Origin of the sequence: Halalkalirubrum salinum (genome assembly GCF_005543295.1) — an archaeon.
GTDB classification, from domain to species: Archaea; Halobacteriota; Halobacteria; order Halobacteriales; family Haloferacaceae; genus Halalkalirubrum; species Halalkalirubrum salinum.
Genome location: NZ_SRSG01000037.1, coordinates 59,141 through 72,934 on the forward strand (window position 1 = coordinate 59,141; position 13,794 = coordinate 72,934).

Genomic DNA, 13,794 nt, shown 5'->3' on the forward strand with positions numbered 1-13,794 from the left:
CACGAATATCTACGATGGTTCGGCGGGGTCACGCGTCCCGATCAACTCGCCCGCGGTAGCTGTCTCAACTCATCCAGCCCGGCCATCGAGCGTATCGAAATCGAACCCTGAGAATCCCGTCGGGACGACGCCGTCGCGTGCGTACACGTACAACGCTGTCCGAACGATCGTCCGGACAGTCCGCCCAAAGAGGTACGCTGCGAAGACCGCCCCGAGGATCGACCAGACGTAGACCCCACTCGGTAGGGCCACGAGTTGTCCAAGAGCCAACGCGCCGGTGGTAGCGATCGCAAGCACCACGAAGCCAGCGACTACCCCGATAATTCCAAGCCCGAGCCCTGTGCTCAGGGTCTCGCCCCACGTCTGTTTGAAAATCGAGACACTCCGGGTGAACATCCCACGAGCGAAGACGTCTTCGAACACGATCGCCGGGAGGACAAAGAACGTCGCGACCAGCCACCCCATCGCAAATGCCGACCCGATAATCCGGGAGATCGCAGAGTCAGACTGGGTGAACCACCGGAGAACGAGCCCGGCGACCGCCGCAACGAGCGCCCAAATAAAAAGCGGCCAACGGCGATCCCACGCGACGGCCACACTAGCCATGATCGGCGGTCGATTTCCACGGAAGCGCTCGTAGACCGCGTGTGAGAGCGCAGCAGCGAAAAAGGCAGTAGAAAACGCCGAGACGAGGTATACCACGGCAACCGCGATCCACCCGCGGATTCCCCCGAACAGCGATCCGGCACTCATCATAATGAAGACGATCGCGGCGAAGGCGATCGCAGCGAGTCCGCCCGCCGCCGGCAAGACGACGAGACGCGGCTCTCCACGGAGCAGCCGGACGCTGGCGGCCGTCAGCCGCATGGCGGTTGTCAGTCGGCTCACGAACCACATACCGATGCTGGCGGGCGGTGAGCGCAAATGTCTTGCGCACGCGATCGCCAGCGCTTTCGACCACCTGCACCCGCGATCGCCAGCGCTTTCGACCACCTGCACCCGCGATAACCTGCAGCTCCGATCACTCCCGAGTGGTTCGGACAGCCGTTCCGGAAATATTGACCCACAACATCCCCTCTCCCATCTCCTCGTAGTCGAACGACGCCCCGACGATCGCGTCCGCCCCGAGCGCCTCCGCCTCAGCGGTGGCGTCGTTGATCGCCTCCGTTCGACCCGCTTTGATCTTTTTTTCGTAGGAGCCGCTCCGCCCACCGACCACGTCTCGAATCCCGGCAGCGAGGTCACTGATGACGTTCGCACCAATAACGGCTTCCCCGGCGACGACACCAAGGTACTCGGTCACGTTCTGTCCGTCCAATCCGTCTGTCGTTGTAATTGTAATGTCCGACATACAGTCGGGAGTACGACGGGCACAGCGATAAATCGCGCCGGCGTCCGCCCCGGTTTTATGCTATGTTCGCGTGAACGATCGCACATGAAGTTCCACGCGATCGGGCTCGGCGGGGCGGGCTGTCGTATCGCCAATCATCTCGCCAAACGGTACGGCTCCGAGTGTACCGGAATCGTCGGGTTCGACACCGATGTCGAGGAGCTCGCGCAGGCGACGTCGATCGATCCAGAAAACCGACATCGGATTGGTGACGAAGCAGGCGGAGCGGGACTGGGTGGCAATCTCGATGCTGGGTTTGCGATCGGCACCGATCACAGCAAGGAGATGAGCCGGGCGATCGATCAGACACAGCCCTCCAGCGCAGAGGCGTTCGTGTTGCTCTGTGGGCTCGGCGGCGCGACGGGCGCCGGGTTCGCACCCGCGCTTGGGTCGGCACTGAAGACGATTACAGACGTGCCGGTGTACGCGCTGTGCACGCTGCCAGCCGCGAGCGAAACCGATGCCGTTCCTGAAGGTGAACTCGGGATCCACCGACCAAACGTCGCGAGTAACACGCAGCGGGCGCTCAATCGTCTCGATAGCGTGGTTGACGCGTTCATCTGTTTCGACAACAATCGGTGGCTCAAGGCTGACCAACGCCTCGTCGCTCACGAGGATCGTCTGAATGGGACGATCGTCGAGCGGCTCGCGTCGCTGTTCGGTGCGGGTGAGAGCGATGACGGACGCCCGACCGCCCAGCAGATCATCGACGCTAGCGATATTGACCGAGCGCTCGGCAACAGTGGAGACATTGCGACGATCGGCTATGCCGAACAGGCGGTCGAGGTTGACCGAGGCTCGCGGTTTGGGCTGGGGCTGTTCGGCTCCAAAGAGCCAGAGCCAGTCGACACGGCAAAGGCAGTCAGCGCAATTGAGACGGTGATCCGCAAGGCCGCGCGGGGAAAACAGACCGTCGAACCGATCGACGGACGAGCTAATCGAACACTCCTCGTCGTGGGGGGACCGCCCTCGTGGCTCAATCGCCAGGCGATCGCCCAGGGCCGTGAGTGGCTCACCGAAGAGGTTGGGTCGGGTGCGCTGTTGCACGGAGACGCACCTGATCCAGAAGCAAATGCCGTGTACGCGGTCGTCTTGCGTGCGGGGATCGAGCCCGATAATTGGCTATTGAAGACAGACACAGATCCGTGAATTCGTGGCAAAGTTTATCACATCCCGAGCGCATTCTCAAGCTAGATGGCTACCGTTACCATGCCACCTAGCGAGGAGGCGAGATCGGTGTTCAAACGCCTCGGATACGCCATAGACGGGGACGGAATGGAATTCATCGCCGAACGAAAGTGGCGACGTGTGCTGGTGACACCAGTACCCGAGACTGACGCGGAGTCGCCCGCGGAACTGCTCGAAGACGAGGATGCGAGCGACTATCCACGGCTCCGTTGTTTCGTGACATGGAACGGATCCGCAGACAAACTCAAACGGTATCTTCGATCGACAAAGCCGCCATACGACTGGGCAATTATCGGCGTCGACGGAGAGGGCGACTTCGAGGTCGTCTACCCGAACAGTTGGGCCTGAGAAGTCGACCCACCACCTACGCTTTTGTTTCCGTGTGACGATGTGACACCTGCGATGGTATACAAAAAAGTTACATTGATCGGCAAGAGCACAGAGAGCTTCGACGACGCGGCCGACGATGCGATCGACCGCGCCACAGACACCCTCGACAACGTCCACTGGATTGAGGTCAAGGAGCTGGGTGTCGAACTCGCGAGCGTCGAAGATCGAGAGTACCAAGCTGAGGTCGAGGTTGCGTTCAAACTCGAGGACTGATCGCCGCAGGTACCAGTCCTGTCGATCGGCTCCAACCCGACGAGTTGAAGCAATCGGAGCCGCCACCGTAGGCTATGGTTCGACTTTTACACTATTCGGATATCGAGAATATCTACGACGAGCCCGATCGCGTCGGTCGGTTCGCCGGTCTTTTGTCGGCGCTCGACGGCGAGGACGCACTCGTCGTCGGGACGGGTGATAACACTGCCCCGGGTGTGACCTCCCTCGTCAGCAACGGCCGGCAGGCGCTCGACCTCTACAGTGCGATCGATCCGGATCTCGAAACGTTTGGAAATCACGACTTCGATTACGGCCCCGATGCGGCGGCAGAGATCGTCGCCGACTCCCCACAAACGTGGGTGAGCACCAACGTTCGGACCCGCGCAGGCGATCGGTTTGCCGCCGACGCGGGCGTCGTACCAACAGCAACCCGAACTGTCGATGGAGTCACGATCGGATTTTTCGGCGTGACCGATCCGGCCACGCCGTCGCTGAATCCGATGGCGACTGAGCTTGCGTTTGACGATCCCATCGAGGCCGCCAATGAGGCGATCGAGACACTTCAAACAGACGGAGTCGATCGAATCGTTGCACTCTCACATTTGGGCTCGGGCGACGACGAACTCGCTCGCAAGACAGACGTCGATGTCATCCTTGGTGGCCACATCCATCGCGAGCGGATCGATCGGATAGACGGAACGCTTCTCACCCGACCGGGCGTCAACGGTGAAACGGTCCTCGAAGTTGTCCTCGATGGCACAGAGCCAACAGTACAACAACACACTCTCAACGGCGCAGCGACGGTCGACTCTATCGTCGCATCGCTCCGTGGACGCCTGGAGGCAGCAGGTGTGGATACGGTCGTCGGAACCGTCGACGATGCTATCGATCGCGACCCAGAGACTGTCCACGGCGGGGAGTGTCGGATCGGCAATTTCGTCGCCGACGCGTACCGGTGGGCCGCCGACACCGATGTCGGATTACAAAACAGCGGTGGAATCCGACCGGGTATGCCCCTATACGGCGAGGTGACGATCGCCGATCTGATAAGCGTCATTCCGTTCGAGGAGCCAGTGGTTTCGATCGAACTCACCGGCGAGGAGCTATGGAGTGCTTTCGAGTCGCTCGGCGCACCTGCTGTCGATTTCGGCGCAGACGACTGGTGGCACGGCCACGTGAGCAATGCCACTGTTCGGTGGGACGAGGACGCAAACGAACTCACGGCAGCGACGGTTGGGGGCGAACCGATCGATCCCGATCGCATCTACACTGTCGCGACTGCAGAGTACCTACTGCACTCAGATCACGAGTTTCCGGTGATCGACTCGACACACTACCTTGACGATCACGGCGTCCAACACGAGGTGCTCGCGTCGTACGCACGAACGCACGGAATCAATCCGGCGATTGAGGGACGGATTGTCCGTGAATGATCAACGGTCGAAAGGTCCGCGAGTGCTTGCCGATCGAATTGTCCGCGAGTAATCGCTCACCATCTGGAGTGGATCGTCGCCGCTGTCGATCGATGTCGTTTTCATGATGTCGATCCGAAAAATAGCCAATGACACTCGTCGTTGTGCCAGTTCGGTATCCGCTAACCGATCACTCAAAGACAACGCTTTCGGAGGCGATCCGCGTTGCCGACGAGCGTGCGGCCGATCTCACAGTTCTCCACGTCAACCTCTTTCAAAACGGCGAGCACGTGACACGAACCGAACTCAAGCGCGCAGTCGAGCGGGAGTTCGGCGGGATTCCCAACGCTCGGTACGTGGTCAGAAAGGGCTTTCTCGTCGAGGAGACGATCCTCGAAGAAATCGCCGGTGAGGGTGCAGACGTTGTCGTCATCGGATCCAAGCAAGCCGGACGATGGCGACGGATGGTCAGAAAGCTCCTCTCAGACCCCGATATCGACTCGTATCTCCGCGAGAAACTCGACTGTACAGTGATTACCGTGAGCGCGACCGGTGACGTGACAACAACCTAACTAAAATTCATGATCAGCGGCGTCTCAAACCCCGAGTGTCGCTCTCAGGAAGTCTCGTGTCCCTGGCCCGAGTCCAACAGCGAGCACCGCGATGAGAAGCACCCACGAGTATCGGGGGCTCTCTTCGAACATCTCGGGGTTGAACAGCCAGACGACGAACACCGCGGCACCGATCTTGACGAACAAAAACGGCCACGCAGTGCCGATCGCCGCTGACATCGACGCAGGCTGGATGGCTCCGGTGATGTCGATGATCGCTGAATTGACGACGTGTTTCGGTGAGTAGCTCGGAATCCCGAGCGGCCCTGACCAATCAAGGCTCAACACGTTCGCAATGCCGTCGACCGTGTGGCCCCACACGATGAGTGCACCCGCCAAGCCGGTCCCTGCGTGGATCTCCGGCATCGACGCGCGGGTACCGTACCAGACGATCGCTGTCAACACTGTCGCGCCGCCGAGCGTGATTGTTGGAACCGCCCACCGAACAGAGATGACCGTCGTCGTCGCAGCCACGTACGCGTAGTAGACAAGCGTTGTCGCGAACGCGATCGCGCCGATCGACGCGAGGACGTACTCGTAGCGATCGACGAGCCCACGGCGCTGTGCGCCGACCGCGAGTAACAGCCCTGTGACGGCAATGAAGAAGACGGTGAAGTAGATGAACGGACTGATCAACAGTGCACTCAGGGGGAACGGCAGCGCCGCAGATGCGCCGCCGCCGAGGGCGATCCCAACGTCTTCGACCGTCCGGAGCGATCCGCCGAACAACATGAACGGAAACAGCGCGAAAAACAGCCCGCTGTCACGGCCAACGTCCAGCCGCCGGACGAGGAACACGACACCGGCCAACATCAACACGAGGATCAGCGCGTAGCTGAGCGTCGATACCGTGGTGTACCCCGGTTGGGCAACGATTCCTGACGCGGCCGAACAATCGGCCGCCGAGTAGTACAGCGAGGTCTCTCCGCCGGCCCGAACCGCACACGAGGCACCCTCACCGTCGGCGACGACAGGCCCCCAGAAGTACCGCCAGATGAACCCGTCGTACACTGTGCGCGGGAACAACAGCGAACCACCGACGAGTGCCACCGCGAGCAGCGCTACGACAGTGCCCCACGCGGTCTCGGGGTCAGCGAACCGGCCATCAGAAACTGCAGCCATACCAGTACACGGGCAGACGATCCTGTTGAGCGTTGCGGTCGATCGCGCTCACCGTACACAGCCCGTCGACTACACCGGAGGCCCTGGCGTTTCGTAGTCGGTACCGAGGATGATCATCGTCTGCGATCGCGAGAAGCCATCCATAGCGGCGACGTTGTCGAACATGAGTTCTCGGAGTCCGTCTGTGTCTTTAGCGAATACCCGCAGGATGACGTCCCATTCGCCGGTCGTGAGGTGGATTTCCTCGACGCCGTCGATCTCTCGGAGCCGCGAAAGGGCATCTTCCTCGCGGCCCTGTTCGACGCGCAGCCCGACGAGCGCCGAGACGCCGTAGCCGACGGCCTTCGGATCGATGTCGGCGTGGTACCCACGGATCACACCAGCGTCCTCGAGGCGACTAACGCGGTCGTGGACGGTGGCGCTCGACATCTCGATCCGCCGTGCGATCTCGCTGAACGGGGTTCGAGCATCCGCTGAGAGAATGCGGAGGATGGCCCGATCGGTCTCGTCAAGCTCCATACCCACACTACGTGTGCAGCGGCCTTTTCCGTTGCGGCCGCTGGATAGAGAACACGTCCGGTTGCAACTGATCGACAAGGCGACAGCCGACACTACTTTAGCGAGTCCGGATCGATCGCCCGCGCGGCCGCCAATACGTCGTCGTGGACCTCGCCGTTCGAAGCGACGAGGCCGATCGAGTCGTGTCGCCAGCGATCGCCGTTGAGGTCGGTAACCCTTCCACCAGCTTGTCGGATGAGGTACACGCCGGCGACGGTATCCCAAGGGTGGGCGTCGAGGTTCGTGATGACACCGTCGAGTGAGCCGTCTGCGACCATCGACAGCGACGCCTGTGCGCTTCCGTAGCGCTTGAGATCGCCAAATCGGGTGACAATCGCCCGGCCGGCGTTCGCGTACGCCTCTCTGTCGTCGAAATCCCACCACATCGTTGGACACACGCTACACGCTTCGGGATCCGATTCGGTCGACACCGTGATCGGGTCACCGTTTCGGTACGCGCCGGTCTCGTCGGCTGTGTAGGTGTCGCCGATTGCCGGGAGGACGTTCGCGGCGGCGATCGGTTCACCGTCGTCGACCGTAGCGACAGACGTCGCCCAGATTCGGGCGTTATGGACGTAGTTGTTCGTGCCGTCGATCGGGTCGACGATCCAAGACGGCCCTGTGTCGGGGACGGTTTTGCGTGCGTCGGCTTCCTCGCCGACAACGGCGTGGTCAGGATAGTGTTCGGTTATCGTCTCGATCACGCGGCGCTGGGCGTCTCGATCGGCAGCGGTAACGACGTCGGTTTTGTTCGTTTTCGTCTCGACGTGAATTCCGGTCCGAAATCGATCGAACGCGAGTTCGGCACCGGCGATGGCAGCCGAAAGTGCGACGCTGGCGCGATCGTCTTCGTTCATACCCACTCTCGTTGACTCGAACGCCTATATACACCGATTTCGATCGACGCCACTACGGCCCGGAGTTGAGTGAGGGCCAGACCTTTTTTGTTCGTTCGCAGCCACGGCTATCTGTGTCCGCAGAGGTTCCGGAGGACGTTCGATCGACGCTTATGCAACTGTCCACCGAGGCCGCCGAACGGGCCCGCGACGGCAACCGCGAGCCAGTTTTGCGGATCCTCGGGACGATCGAAACAGTTGCACAAAACAAGCTCCCTGTCGGCGACCTTCAAGATCGACTTCTCCACGGCTGTGCAGCCGTCAGACAGGTGGCCGGCCACGAACCGCTCGTCGCCGCCGAATATCTCGACTCGATGGCTGCAATTCTTGCAACATCCAACGAGTAATTTACTCAATTTCGAGTCGGAGTAAATACTTATATCATGCCCGCATATACTCGAATATGCACCCCGAGGAAGCGGTCAAACAGCTCCGATACGTGATCGATGCAAGTATCGATGAAGAGGGCAACCGAACGGCACCCATGTACGGACAGACGTTCGAACGCGTCGCTACGGAGGGTACAGGTCAGGATGTCACAGTACTGGCCGATCGAATTGGTCAAGCGGTTCGTGCGGGCGATCGACCGCTTCCACAGGAAGCGAACCGTCTCGCCGAGGATATCCTCTCAACACGGCGGCTGACCGACGGCGGCGTCGACGAATAACCCCCCAACCCGTTTTTATTGTTCTCTTTTCGACGAAGACGTATGCGTATGCAGTCCAAACCATCACATATGAGCCACGACGATCGCCACTCTGCGGATGAGATAGATTCCGATCGAGAGCCCAACGTCTTCGGCGACCCGCTCAAGCCGTGCAGCGTCTCGCCCGAGACGGGTTATTTACGAGACGGCAACTGTCGGCACATCCCGCGGGATCCTGGCCGCCACGAGATCTGTGCGGTCATGTCCCAGGAGTTTCTCGAGTACAGTCGCAGACAGGGCAATGACCTGATCACACCGCGCCCAGAACTGGAGTTCCCAGGGTTGCATCCCGGCGATCGGTGGTGCGTGTGTGTTCCACGCTGGCTCGAAGCCGAGGCTGCTGGTTTTGCGCCCCCGGTCGTGCTTGCAGGGACTGCGGAGGCGGTTCTCGGGGAGGTATCGATGAACATGCTTCGAGAGTATGCACACGACAGTGACGACTGATTCATTACGCTAACAGCGGGTGGCAACCGTGCATGAAACCGGACAGTTAGCCGCCAGATGTTACGACACCCCACATATTTCCGATGACACATCGTGGGTAGCGCATGGCACAGATTTCTGCAACCGATCAAGACCAGCTCAGAGCCGAGTTCGATCGCCAGCTGGCGGTTGGATTACATCACGGTGCACAACTGGCAGTGTACGTCAACGGCGAACTCGTGGTTGATTTCGCCGGCGGAACAACGGGCCCGGAAGGGGGAGAAACAACACCAGACACCCGACATCTCCTGTTTTCGTGTACGAAACCATTCGTGGGCGTGGGGCTGCACCAACTCGTTGAAGATGGGGAGGCAGCGTACGACGATCGCGTGGTCGCCCACTGGCCGGAGTTCGCGGACGCCGGCACAGAAAAATCGGACATCACGATACGACACGTACTCAGCCACACGGCGGGGATCCCGTACGGAGCGTTCGACGACCAAGCCGAAAAGTGGGGAGACTGGGACGCCGTTGTCACGGCGATGGAAGAGATCGATCCGGTGTTCACACCGGGCGAACAGCCAGCGTACCACACGCTCAATTACGGTTGGCTCGTGGGTGAGCTTATCCGCCGGATTAGCGGACAGCCTGTCGACGAGTACGTCAAATCGAACGTATTTGATCCGCTGAAGATGGAGCACTCTGCGATCGGATTAGCTGAGGACGAACCAGACGATGTGGCGACACTCGCTGGGTTCGAGCTGTTCGATCGATGTCGTGAACCCGGCGAGGGACTTGGCATGCCAGCCGCGGAGTCAGCAGCGGCATTTAATCAGGACGCGGTTCGGCGGGCAGTCATCCCGGCCGCCAACGGCATCGGAACCGCTCGGGATATGGCCCGATTCTACGGCTGTATGGCAAACGGCGGTCAGCTTGCTGGGATCCGGCTTCTCAGCGAGGAAACGATCGCTGAAGCGACCCAAACGCACGCGGAAACAGACAAAGATGGGACGCTGGGACGGCCAGCGCGGTATGGACTGGGATTCTGGACCGGTGGGTTGGCCAACGATATGTTCGGATCACTGAGTCGGGAACGGATGTTCGGCCACGCTGGGCTGGGGAGTATTTTCGGCTGGGGCGATCCAGAGCTGAACGTTGGGTTTGCCTACGTAACAAATGGTATCCGTGAGGAGTCGTGGGAACACGCGGCCCGGGTGAGCGGGCTATCTGATGCCGTCCGGTTAGCGCTTCTGGACTACTGAGCGGCACTGATGCACGTTGGAGAGGTCATCGTTTCGCTTTGTTGGATTGTGAAAGCTTTATATCTGACAGACCGGATACGTGCAGTACGGGACGCCGGGGTCCCAAGCATGCGTGCGAGGGTAGCCAAGCCCGGAAACGGCGGCGGACTCAAGATCCGCTCCTGTAGAGGTCCGTGGGTTCAAATCCCTCCCCTCGCATGAGTGCGCGCGAAAGCGCGCTACGAATGCACAACAGGGAGAATTTGAATCAGGGAGCAGGACGTGGTGCTACGCACCACGCTTGCGAACGGGTGCTTTGCACCCGTGAATGCGCCAGCACGACCGTGGTTCAAATCCCTCCCCTCGCATCGCCGGGGTTCATCCCCGTGATGCGGAAGACGCTCTCGGAGCGCTCTTCCCTCGCAAAATCTCACACCCAAATCACCTTTAGCCGCTGGTACAGCCAAGCCTAGCCTCAAAAAGGCGGCGGACGCAAGATCCGTTCCTGTAGAGTTCTCGTGAGCGAGCACCGCGAGCGATCGAGAGCACGCGAGTCGCAGCCGGCGAGTGAAACGAGCCGGAGCGTCTCGCGGTGGTCCGTGGATTCAAATCCCTCCCCTCGCATCGCCGGGGTCCAGCCCCGTGATGCGGAAGACGCTCTCGGAGCGCTCTTTCCTCGCAAAATTCCTTCAGGAACCGACTACCGATCGCCGAGCGCAGCGACTACCTCACAGTGGCGGACGCTTACTTCGACTTGTCTGACTCCGAGAGCCGTCGCGGTTCCCGGTCGTGCCGGTCGCATTGCGACCGAGAAGGAGATACAACACGATCCCGAGGATCGGCGCGAGGAAGACGACGACTGCCCAGAGGAACGCAGGGTGGTCACTGTTCTTTTCGGCATCGAGCCACGTCCAGACGACGAGCCCGAGCGCGACGACCATCATCAACACAAAGACAATAAATAGCGGAGCTGCTGACTGGAGGGGGACTGTCGGGGACATACCGTCAACTACGATCGGGGTGAAAAAAGGCTTTGTGGGGCGTTTCAGTTCGAGATACTCGGTCAGAGATCTCTACTCAACATTCCGGATCGTTCTCGCCGGATTTCCCCCAACGACAGTCTCTGCGGGAACGTCGTCAGTCACAATCGCACCCGAGGCGACGACCGCACCGTCGCCGATCGTCACACCCGGATTGAGCACCGCACGCCCGCCGATCCAGACATCGTCGCCGATCGTCACCGGCTCACCCGATTCCAGCCCTTCGGCGCGTTCGGCCCCTGAAATCGGATGCGTCGCGGTGTAGATGTGCACGCCCGGGCCGAGGAGGCAGCGATCGCCGACCTCGACGGGGCAGACGTCGAGGATCACACAATCAAAGTTCGCATAGAACTGCTCGCCGACACTGATGTTGTAGCCGTAGTCACATCGAAACGGCGGTTCGACGACTGCCTCGCCGGCAATGGATCCGAACAACTCGCTCAGCAGCCGGTTTCGCTCCTCGGACTCGGCGATCGAGGTAGCGTTGTACGCCTCTGTCAGCTCTCGGGCCGCGCGGCGCTCAGCAACCAGTTCTGGATCGCTCGCATCGTACAGCTCGCCGGCAAGCATGTTCTGTTTCTCAGTGGGCATACGCCGGATCGATCGGCGGCGAGCAAAGGAATTTCTTTCGCGTTGATCGAGGCCAACGGTCGCGGATCGACGACGGGCTCATTAGTTTCCTCACCGTACTCCATACATGGATCGATCGGATGTCCGCCGCGAGTGGGACCGAATCTCCGAGACGTACGCAGACAGACGGGATCCCAGCGGGTCAGACGCTGGTCTGATCGGGGCAGTACTCGAAACGATCGATGGAACACCGCTGGCGTTGGATGTTGGTTGCGGTGACGGCGCGCGGACGCTTGCGAACCTCCCCAGTGGGTCGATCGGGATCGACATCTCTCGGAGCGGACTGTCGCTCGCCGCGGAAACGGTTCCCAAGTCGCGACTGGTCGAAGGTGAAATGACAGCGCTTCCGATCGCCGACAACGCTGTCGATCTCATCACGGCGTATCATTCAGTGTTTCACGTCCCGCGCGCTGAGCATCCGGCGGTCTACCGGGAGTTTGCTCGCGTCCTCGTCGACGGCGGTCAAGTACTCATGACGCTGCCTGGTGGACGCTTTGAGACGGTCCGACGGGGATGGATGGGCGGGCGGATGCTCTTTTCAGCACCTGGCAAACAGACAACGCTCAATCAGCTCAAGGAGGCGGGGTTCGTCGATATCCAGATCCGAACGGTCGACGATCCGCTCGGGAGTCAAAGCGAATTCGCGATCGCGAGGCTCGACGAGGCCGCGATCGCAGAGTAGCTGTCGAAGCTGCCGTAGTCATTTAAAAAACCGAACGCACTACGCGCGAGTGGAACGCCTACCGATCGTCTTCGTGTTCGTCGTGATCGTCGTGTCCGTCGTGGTCCTCGTGGCTGTCGTGTCCGTCGTGGTCCTCGTGGCTGTCGTGTCCGTCGTGGTCCTCGTGGCTGTCGTGTCCGTCGTGGTCCTCGTGGCTGTCGTGTCTGTCGTGGTCATCGTGGCCGTTGTGATCGGCTTCGTCATCGCCTTGGACCTCGATAATCGTCCCAGAAGACGCCGAATCGTGGGCTGTCGACGATCGGGACTTCTTTTCAGCGGTTGCATACCCGACGACGTAGCCGGCGGTACCCCAGACGAGTCCGCTGAGTGCCGCGCCTGCGGGGCCGCCTGCAGCCCCCAGTACCGATCCGGTGAAGCCGGCAGCTGTCGCGGTTCGGCGGGCGGCGTCGCGTGCATCGTCAGAATCCCGATCGTCAGAGTTGCATCCGGTCGGCATGCTATGTCTGTGTCCCATACGTTTCGTTGGTGTTTGAACGACAAAATGCTTCTGTCGGTTCGAGTTGCAGATCCGATGGAGTTAGGCCGATCGGCCCGAACATAACGGTATGGACGACCACACCCGCGATCCGAGCGTCGCGCCCCCGCTCGGGAACCCGACGGGGTGGCAACAGGATCGTCGCCGCTGGGAGCACGCGACGCTCCGTCGAGCGGTCGAACACGGCGTTCGGCTGTTCAATGCCGGCGCCTACCACGAATCACACGACTGTTTCGAAGACGAGTGGTACAACTACGGCTCCGGACGGCTCGAAAGCGCGTTCCTCCACGGGATGGTGCAGGTGGCCGCCGGCGCGTACAAACACGTCGACTTCGAGAACGACGACGGGATGCGATCGCTGTTTCGGACCGCGCTGCAGTACCTCCACGGTGTCCCGGCAGATTTCTACGGCGTTGACGTCACAGCTGTACGCGAGACGCTCCAAGCAGCGCTCGCAGAGCCTGAAACCATCGACGGATGGCGGATCACACTCGACGGGGAGACCCCCAGCGCGTATCCAAGTGACCACGCGTACGCCGAGCAGTTGGACGACTGATCAGTGGATCTGTTCGTAGCTGGCCGTGGATGCCCGTAGATGGCAGTGGCTGGCCGTGGATGACCGTGGATGGCTGTGGATGGCCGTGGATGACCGTGGATGGCTGTGGATGGCCGTGGATACCCGTGGATGGCTGTGGATGGCCGTGGATACCCGTGGATGGCTGTGGATGGCCGTGGATACCCGTGGATGGCCGTGGAT

The 13,794-nt window shown here is 60.8% G+C and carries 19 protein-coding genes and 1 tRNA gene; 12 read left to right on the forward strand and 8 right to left on the reverse strand.

Annotation, left to right across the window (positions count from 1 at the left end; translation table 11 throughout):
- Positions 1–69: 69 nt before the first annotated feature.
- Together E5K03_RS12735 and E5K03_RS12740 are read right to left on the reverse strand one after the other, a co-directional pair.
- Positions 70–897: a DUF6159 family protein gene (locus tag E5K03_RS12735; RefSeq protein WP_138007198.1), complete on the reverse strand. Its 828-nt coding sequence runs from the start codon at positions 895–897 to the stop codon at positions 70–72.
- A gap of 124 nt (positions 898–1,021) precedes the next feature.
- Entirely contained in the window at positions 1,022–1,351 is a 330-nt protein-coding gene (locus E5K03_RS12740) for a YbjQ family protein (protein WP_138007199.1), read from the reverse strand.
- A gap of 84 nt (positions 1,352–1,435) precedes the next feature.
- Between E5K03_RS12740 and E5K03_RS12745 the strand changes: the two genes are divergently transcribed.
- From E5K03_RS12745 to E5K03_RS12765, 5 genes are all read left to right on the forward strand, one after another.
- A complete protein-coding gene (locus E5K03_RS12745) occupies positions 1,436–2,539 on the forward strand; it encodes a cell division protein FtsZ (RefSeq protein ID WP_138007200.1) in 1,104 nt (367 codons plus the stop codon).
- Between the two features lie 45 nt (positions 2,540–2,584).
- Positions 2,585–2,926: a DUF7116 family protein gene (locus E5K03_RS12750; RefSeq protein ID WP_138007201.1), complete on the forward strand. Its 342-nt coding sequence runs from the start codon at positions 2,585–2,587 to the stop codon at positions 2,924–2,926.
- A 54-nt stretch (positions 2,927–2,980) separates the two neighbouring features.
- Positions 2,981–3,181: a dodecin gene (locus E5K03_RS12755; RefSeq protein ID WP_137196140.1), complete on the forward strand. Its 201-nt coding sequence runs from the start codon at positions 2,981–2,983 to the stop codon at positions 3,179–3,181.
- A gap of 74 nt (positions 3,182–3,255) precedes the next feature.
- Positions 3,256–4,614 (forward strand): bifunctional metallophosphatase/5'-nucleotidase, encoded by a 1,359-nt coding sequence (locus E5K03_RS12760; RefSeq protein ID WP_138007202.1) that lies wholly within the window; start codon positions 3,256–3,258, stop codon positions 4,612–4,614.
- Positions 4,615–4,742: 128 nt separating this feature from the next.
- Entirely contained in the window at positions 4,743–5,165 is a 423-nt protein-coding gene (locus E5K03_RS12765) for a universal stress protein (RefSeq protein ID WP_138007203.1), read from the forward strand.
- A 24-nt stretch (positions 5,166–5,189) separates the two neighbouring features.
- Here E5K03_RS12765 and E5K03_RS12770 read toward each other — a convergent pair whose 3' ends face one another.
- The 3 genes from E5K03_RS12770 to E5K03_RS12780 all read right to left on the reverse strand — a co-directional run bounded on the left by E5K03_RS12770 (position 5,190) and on the right by E5K03_RS12780 (position 7,741).
- Complete coding sequence (locus E5K03_RS12770) at positions 5,190–6,326, reverse strand: DUF63 family protein (protein WP_138007204.1); 1,137 nt, start codon at positions 6,324–6,326, stop codon at positions 5,190–5,192.
- 69 nt (positions 6,327–6,395) lie between these two features.
- A complete protein-coding gene (locus E5K03_RS12775) occupies positions 6,396–6,845 on the reverse strand; it encodes an Lrp/AsnC family transcriptional regulator (protein ID WP_138007205.1) in 450 nt (149 codons plus the stop codon).
- A gap of 92 nt (positions 6,846–6,937) precedes the next feature.
- Positions 6,938–7,741, reverse strand: coding sequence for an inositol monophosphatase family protein (locus tag E5K03_RS12780; protein ID WP_138007206.1), 804 nt, complete (start codon positions 7,739–7,741; stop codon positions 6,938–6,940).
- Positions 7,742–7,854: 113 nt separating this feature from the next.
- Between E5K03_RS12780 and E5K03_RS12785 the strand changes: the two genes are divergently transcribed.
- The 5 genes from E5K03_RS12785 to E5K03_RS12805 all read left to right on the forward strand — a co-directional run bounded on the left by E5K03_RS12785 (position 7,855) and on the right by E5K03_RS12805 (position 10,369).
- Entirely contained in the window at positions 7,855–8,127 is a 273-nt protein-coding gene (locus E5K03_RS12785) for a hypothetical protein (protein WP_138007207.1), read from the forward strand.
- Positions 8,128–8,183: 56 nt separating this feature from the next.
- Positions 8,184–8,447, forward strand: coding sequence for a hypothetical protein (locus E5K03_RS12790; protein ID WP_138007208.1), 264 nt, complete (start codon positions 8,184–8,186; stop codon positions 8,445–8,447).
- A 69-nt stretch (positions 8,448–8,516) separates the two neighbouring features.
- Positions 8,517–8,930, forward strand: a complete 414-nt coding sequence (locus E5K03_RS12795; RefSeq protein ID WP_138007209.1) for a DUF2237 family protein — start codon at positions 8,517–8,519, stop codon at positions 8,928–8,930.
- Positions 8,931–9,034: 104 nt separating this feature from the next.
- Entirely contained in the window at positions 9,035–10,171 is a 1,137-nt protein-coding gene (locus E5K03_RS12800; protein WP_138007210.1) for a serine hydrolase domain-containing protein, read from the forward strand.
- A gap of 114 nt (positions 10,172–10,285) precedes the next feature.
- Positions 10,286–10,369, forward strand: a tRNA-Leu gene (locus tag E5K03_RS12805).
- Between the two features lie 509 nt (positions 10,370–10,878).
- Here E5K03_RS12805 and E5K03_RS12810 read toward each other — a convergent pair.
- Positions 10,879–11,151 (reverse strand): PLDc N-terminal domain-containing protein, encoded by a 273-nt coding sequence (locus tag E5K03_RS12810; protein ID WP_138007211.1) that lies wholly within the window; start codon positions 11,149–11,151, stop codon positions 10,879–10,881.
- Positions 11,152–11,223: 72 nt separating this feature from the next.
- Positions 11,224–11,781 carry a sugar O-acetyltransferase gene (locus tag E5K03_RS12815; protein ID WP_138007212.1) on the reverse strand — a complete coding sequence of 186 codons (558 nt, stop codon included), beginning with the start codon at positions 11,779–11,781 and terminating at the stop codon, positions 11,224–11,226.
- Positions 11,782–11,887: 106 nt separating this feature from the next.
- Here E5K03_RS12815 and E5K03_RS12820 point away from each other — a divergent pair, with 106 nt between their 5' ends.
- A complete protein-coding gene (locus E5K03_RS12820) occupies positions 11,888–12,502 on the forward strand; it encodes a class I SAM-dependent methyltransferase (RefSeq protein ID WP_138007213.1) in 615 nt (204 codons plus the stop codon).
- A gap of 58 nt (positions 12,503–12,560) precedes the next feature.
- On the opposite strand, the gene E5K03_RS12825 is transcribed toward E5K03_RS12820, so the two are convergent.
- Positions 12,561–13,016, reverse strand: coding sequence for a hypothetical protein (locus E5K03_RS12825; protein WP_138007214.1), 456 nt, complete (start codon positions 13,014–13,016; stop codon positions 12,561–12,563).
- Positions 13,017–13,107: 91 nt separating this feature from the next.
- On the opposite strand from E5K03_RS12825, the gene E5K03_RS12830 reads away from it, so the two are divergent.
- The gene (locus tag E5K03_RS12830) at positions 13,108–13,593 is read left to right on the forward strand and encodes a DUF309 domain-containing protein (protein ID WP_138007215.1); all 486 of its coding nucleotides are present in this window, start codon (positions 13,108–13,110) and stop codon (positions 13,591–13,593) included.
- Positions 13,594–13,794: the final 201 nt, after the last annotated feature.

Excerpts from the sequence above, each read along its gene's own strand:
- E5K03_RS12810 (WP_138007211.1), bottom strand. The coding sequence starts at position 11,151 with ATGTCCCCGACAGTCCCCCTCCAGTCAGCAGCTCCGCTATTTATTGTC.
- E5K03_RS12770 (WP_138007204.1), bottom strand. The coding sequence starts at position 6,326 with ATGGCTGCAGTTTCTGATGGCCGGTTCGCTGACCCCGAGACCGCGTGG.
- E5K03_RS12755 (WP_137196140.1), top strand. The coding sequence starts at position 2,981 with ATGGTATACAAAAAAGTTACATTGATCGGCAAGAGCACAGAGAGCTTC.
- E5K03_RS12765 (WP_138007203.1), top strand. The coding sequence starts at position 4,743 with ATGACACTCGTCGTTGTGCCAGTTCGGTATCCGCTAACCGATCACTCA.
- E5K03_RS12795 (WP_138007209.1), top strand. The coding sequence starts at position 8,517 with ATGAGCCACGACGATCGCCACTCTGCGGATGAGATAGATTCCGATCGA.
- E5K03_RS12780 (WP_138007206.1), bottom strand. The coding sequence starts at position 7,741 with ATGAACGAAGACGATCGCGCCAGCGTCGCACTTTCGGCTGCCATCGCC.
- E5K03_RS12825 (WP_138007214.1), bottom strand. The coding sequence starts at position 13,016 with ATGGGACACAGACATAGCATGCCGACCGGATGCAACTCTGACGATCGG.
- E5K03_RS12815 (WP_138007212.1), bottom strand. The coding sequence starts at position 11,781 with ATGCCCACTGAGAAACAGAACATGCTTGCCGGCGAGCTGTACGATGCG.
- E5K03_RS12750 (WP_138007201.1), top strand. The coding sequence starts at position 2,585 with ATGGCTACCGTTACCATGCCACCTAGCGAGGAGGCGAGATCGGTGTTC.
- E5K03_RS12760 (WP_138007202.1), top strand. The coding sequence starts at position 3,256 with ATGGTTCGACTTTTACACTATTCGGATATCGAGAATATCTACGACGAG.
- E5K03_RS12745 (WP_138007200.1), top strand. The coding sequence starts at position 1,436 with ATGAAGTTCCACGCGATCGGGCTCGGCGGGGCGGGCTGTCGTATCGCC.
- E5K03_RS12790 (WP_138007208.1), top strand. The coding sequence starts at position 8,184 with ATGCACCCCGAGGAAGCGGTCAAACAGCTCCGATACGTGATCGATGCA.
- E5K03_RS12740 (WP_138007199.1), bottom strand. The coding sequence starts at position 1,351 with ATGTCGGACATTACAATTACAACGACAGACGGATTGGACGGACAGAAC.
- E5K03_RS12830 (WP_138007215.1), top strand. The coding sequence starts at position 13,108 with ATGGACGACCACACCCGCGATCCGAGCGTCGCGCCCCCGCTCGGGAAC.
- E5K03_RS12735 (WP_138007198.1), bottom strand. The coding sequence starts at position 897 with ATGTGGTTCGTGAGCCGACTGACAACCGCCATGCGGCTGACGGCCGCC.
- E5K03_RS12820 (WP_138007213.1), top strand. The coding sequence starts at position 11,888 with ATGGATCGATCGGATGTCCGCCGCGAGTGGGACCGAATCTCCGAGACG.
- E5K03_RS12800 (WP_138007210.1), top strand. The coding sequence starts at position 9,035 with ATGGCACAGATTTCTGCAACCGATCAAGACCAGCTCAGAGCCGAGTTC.
- E5K03_RS12775 (WP_138007205.1), bottom strand. The coding sequence starts at position 6,845 with ATGGAGCTTGACGAGACCGATCGGGCCATCCTCCGCATTCTCTCAGCG.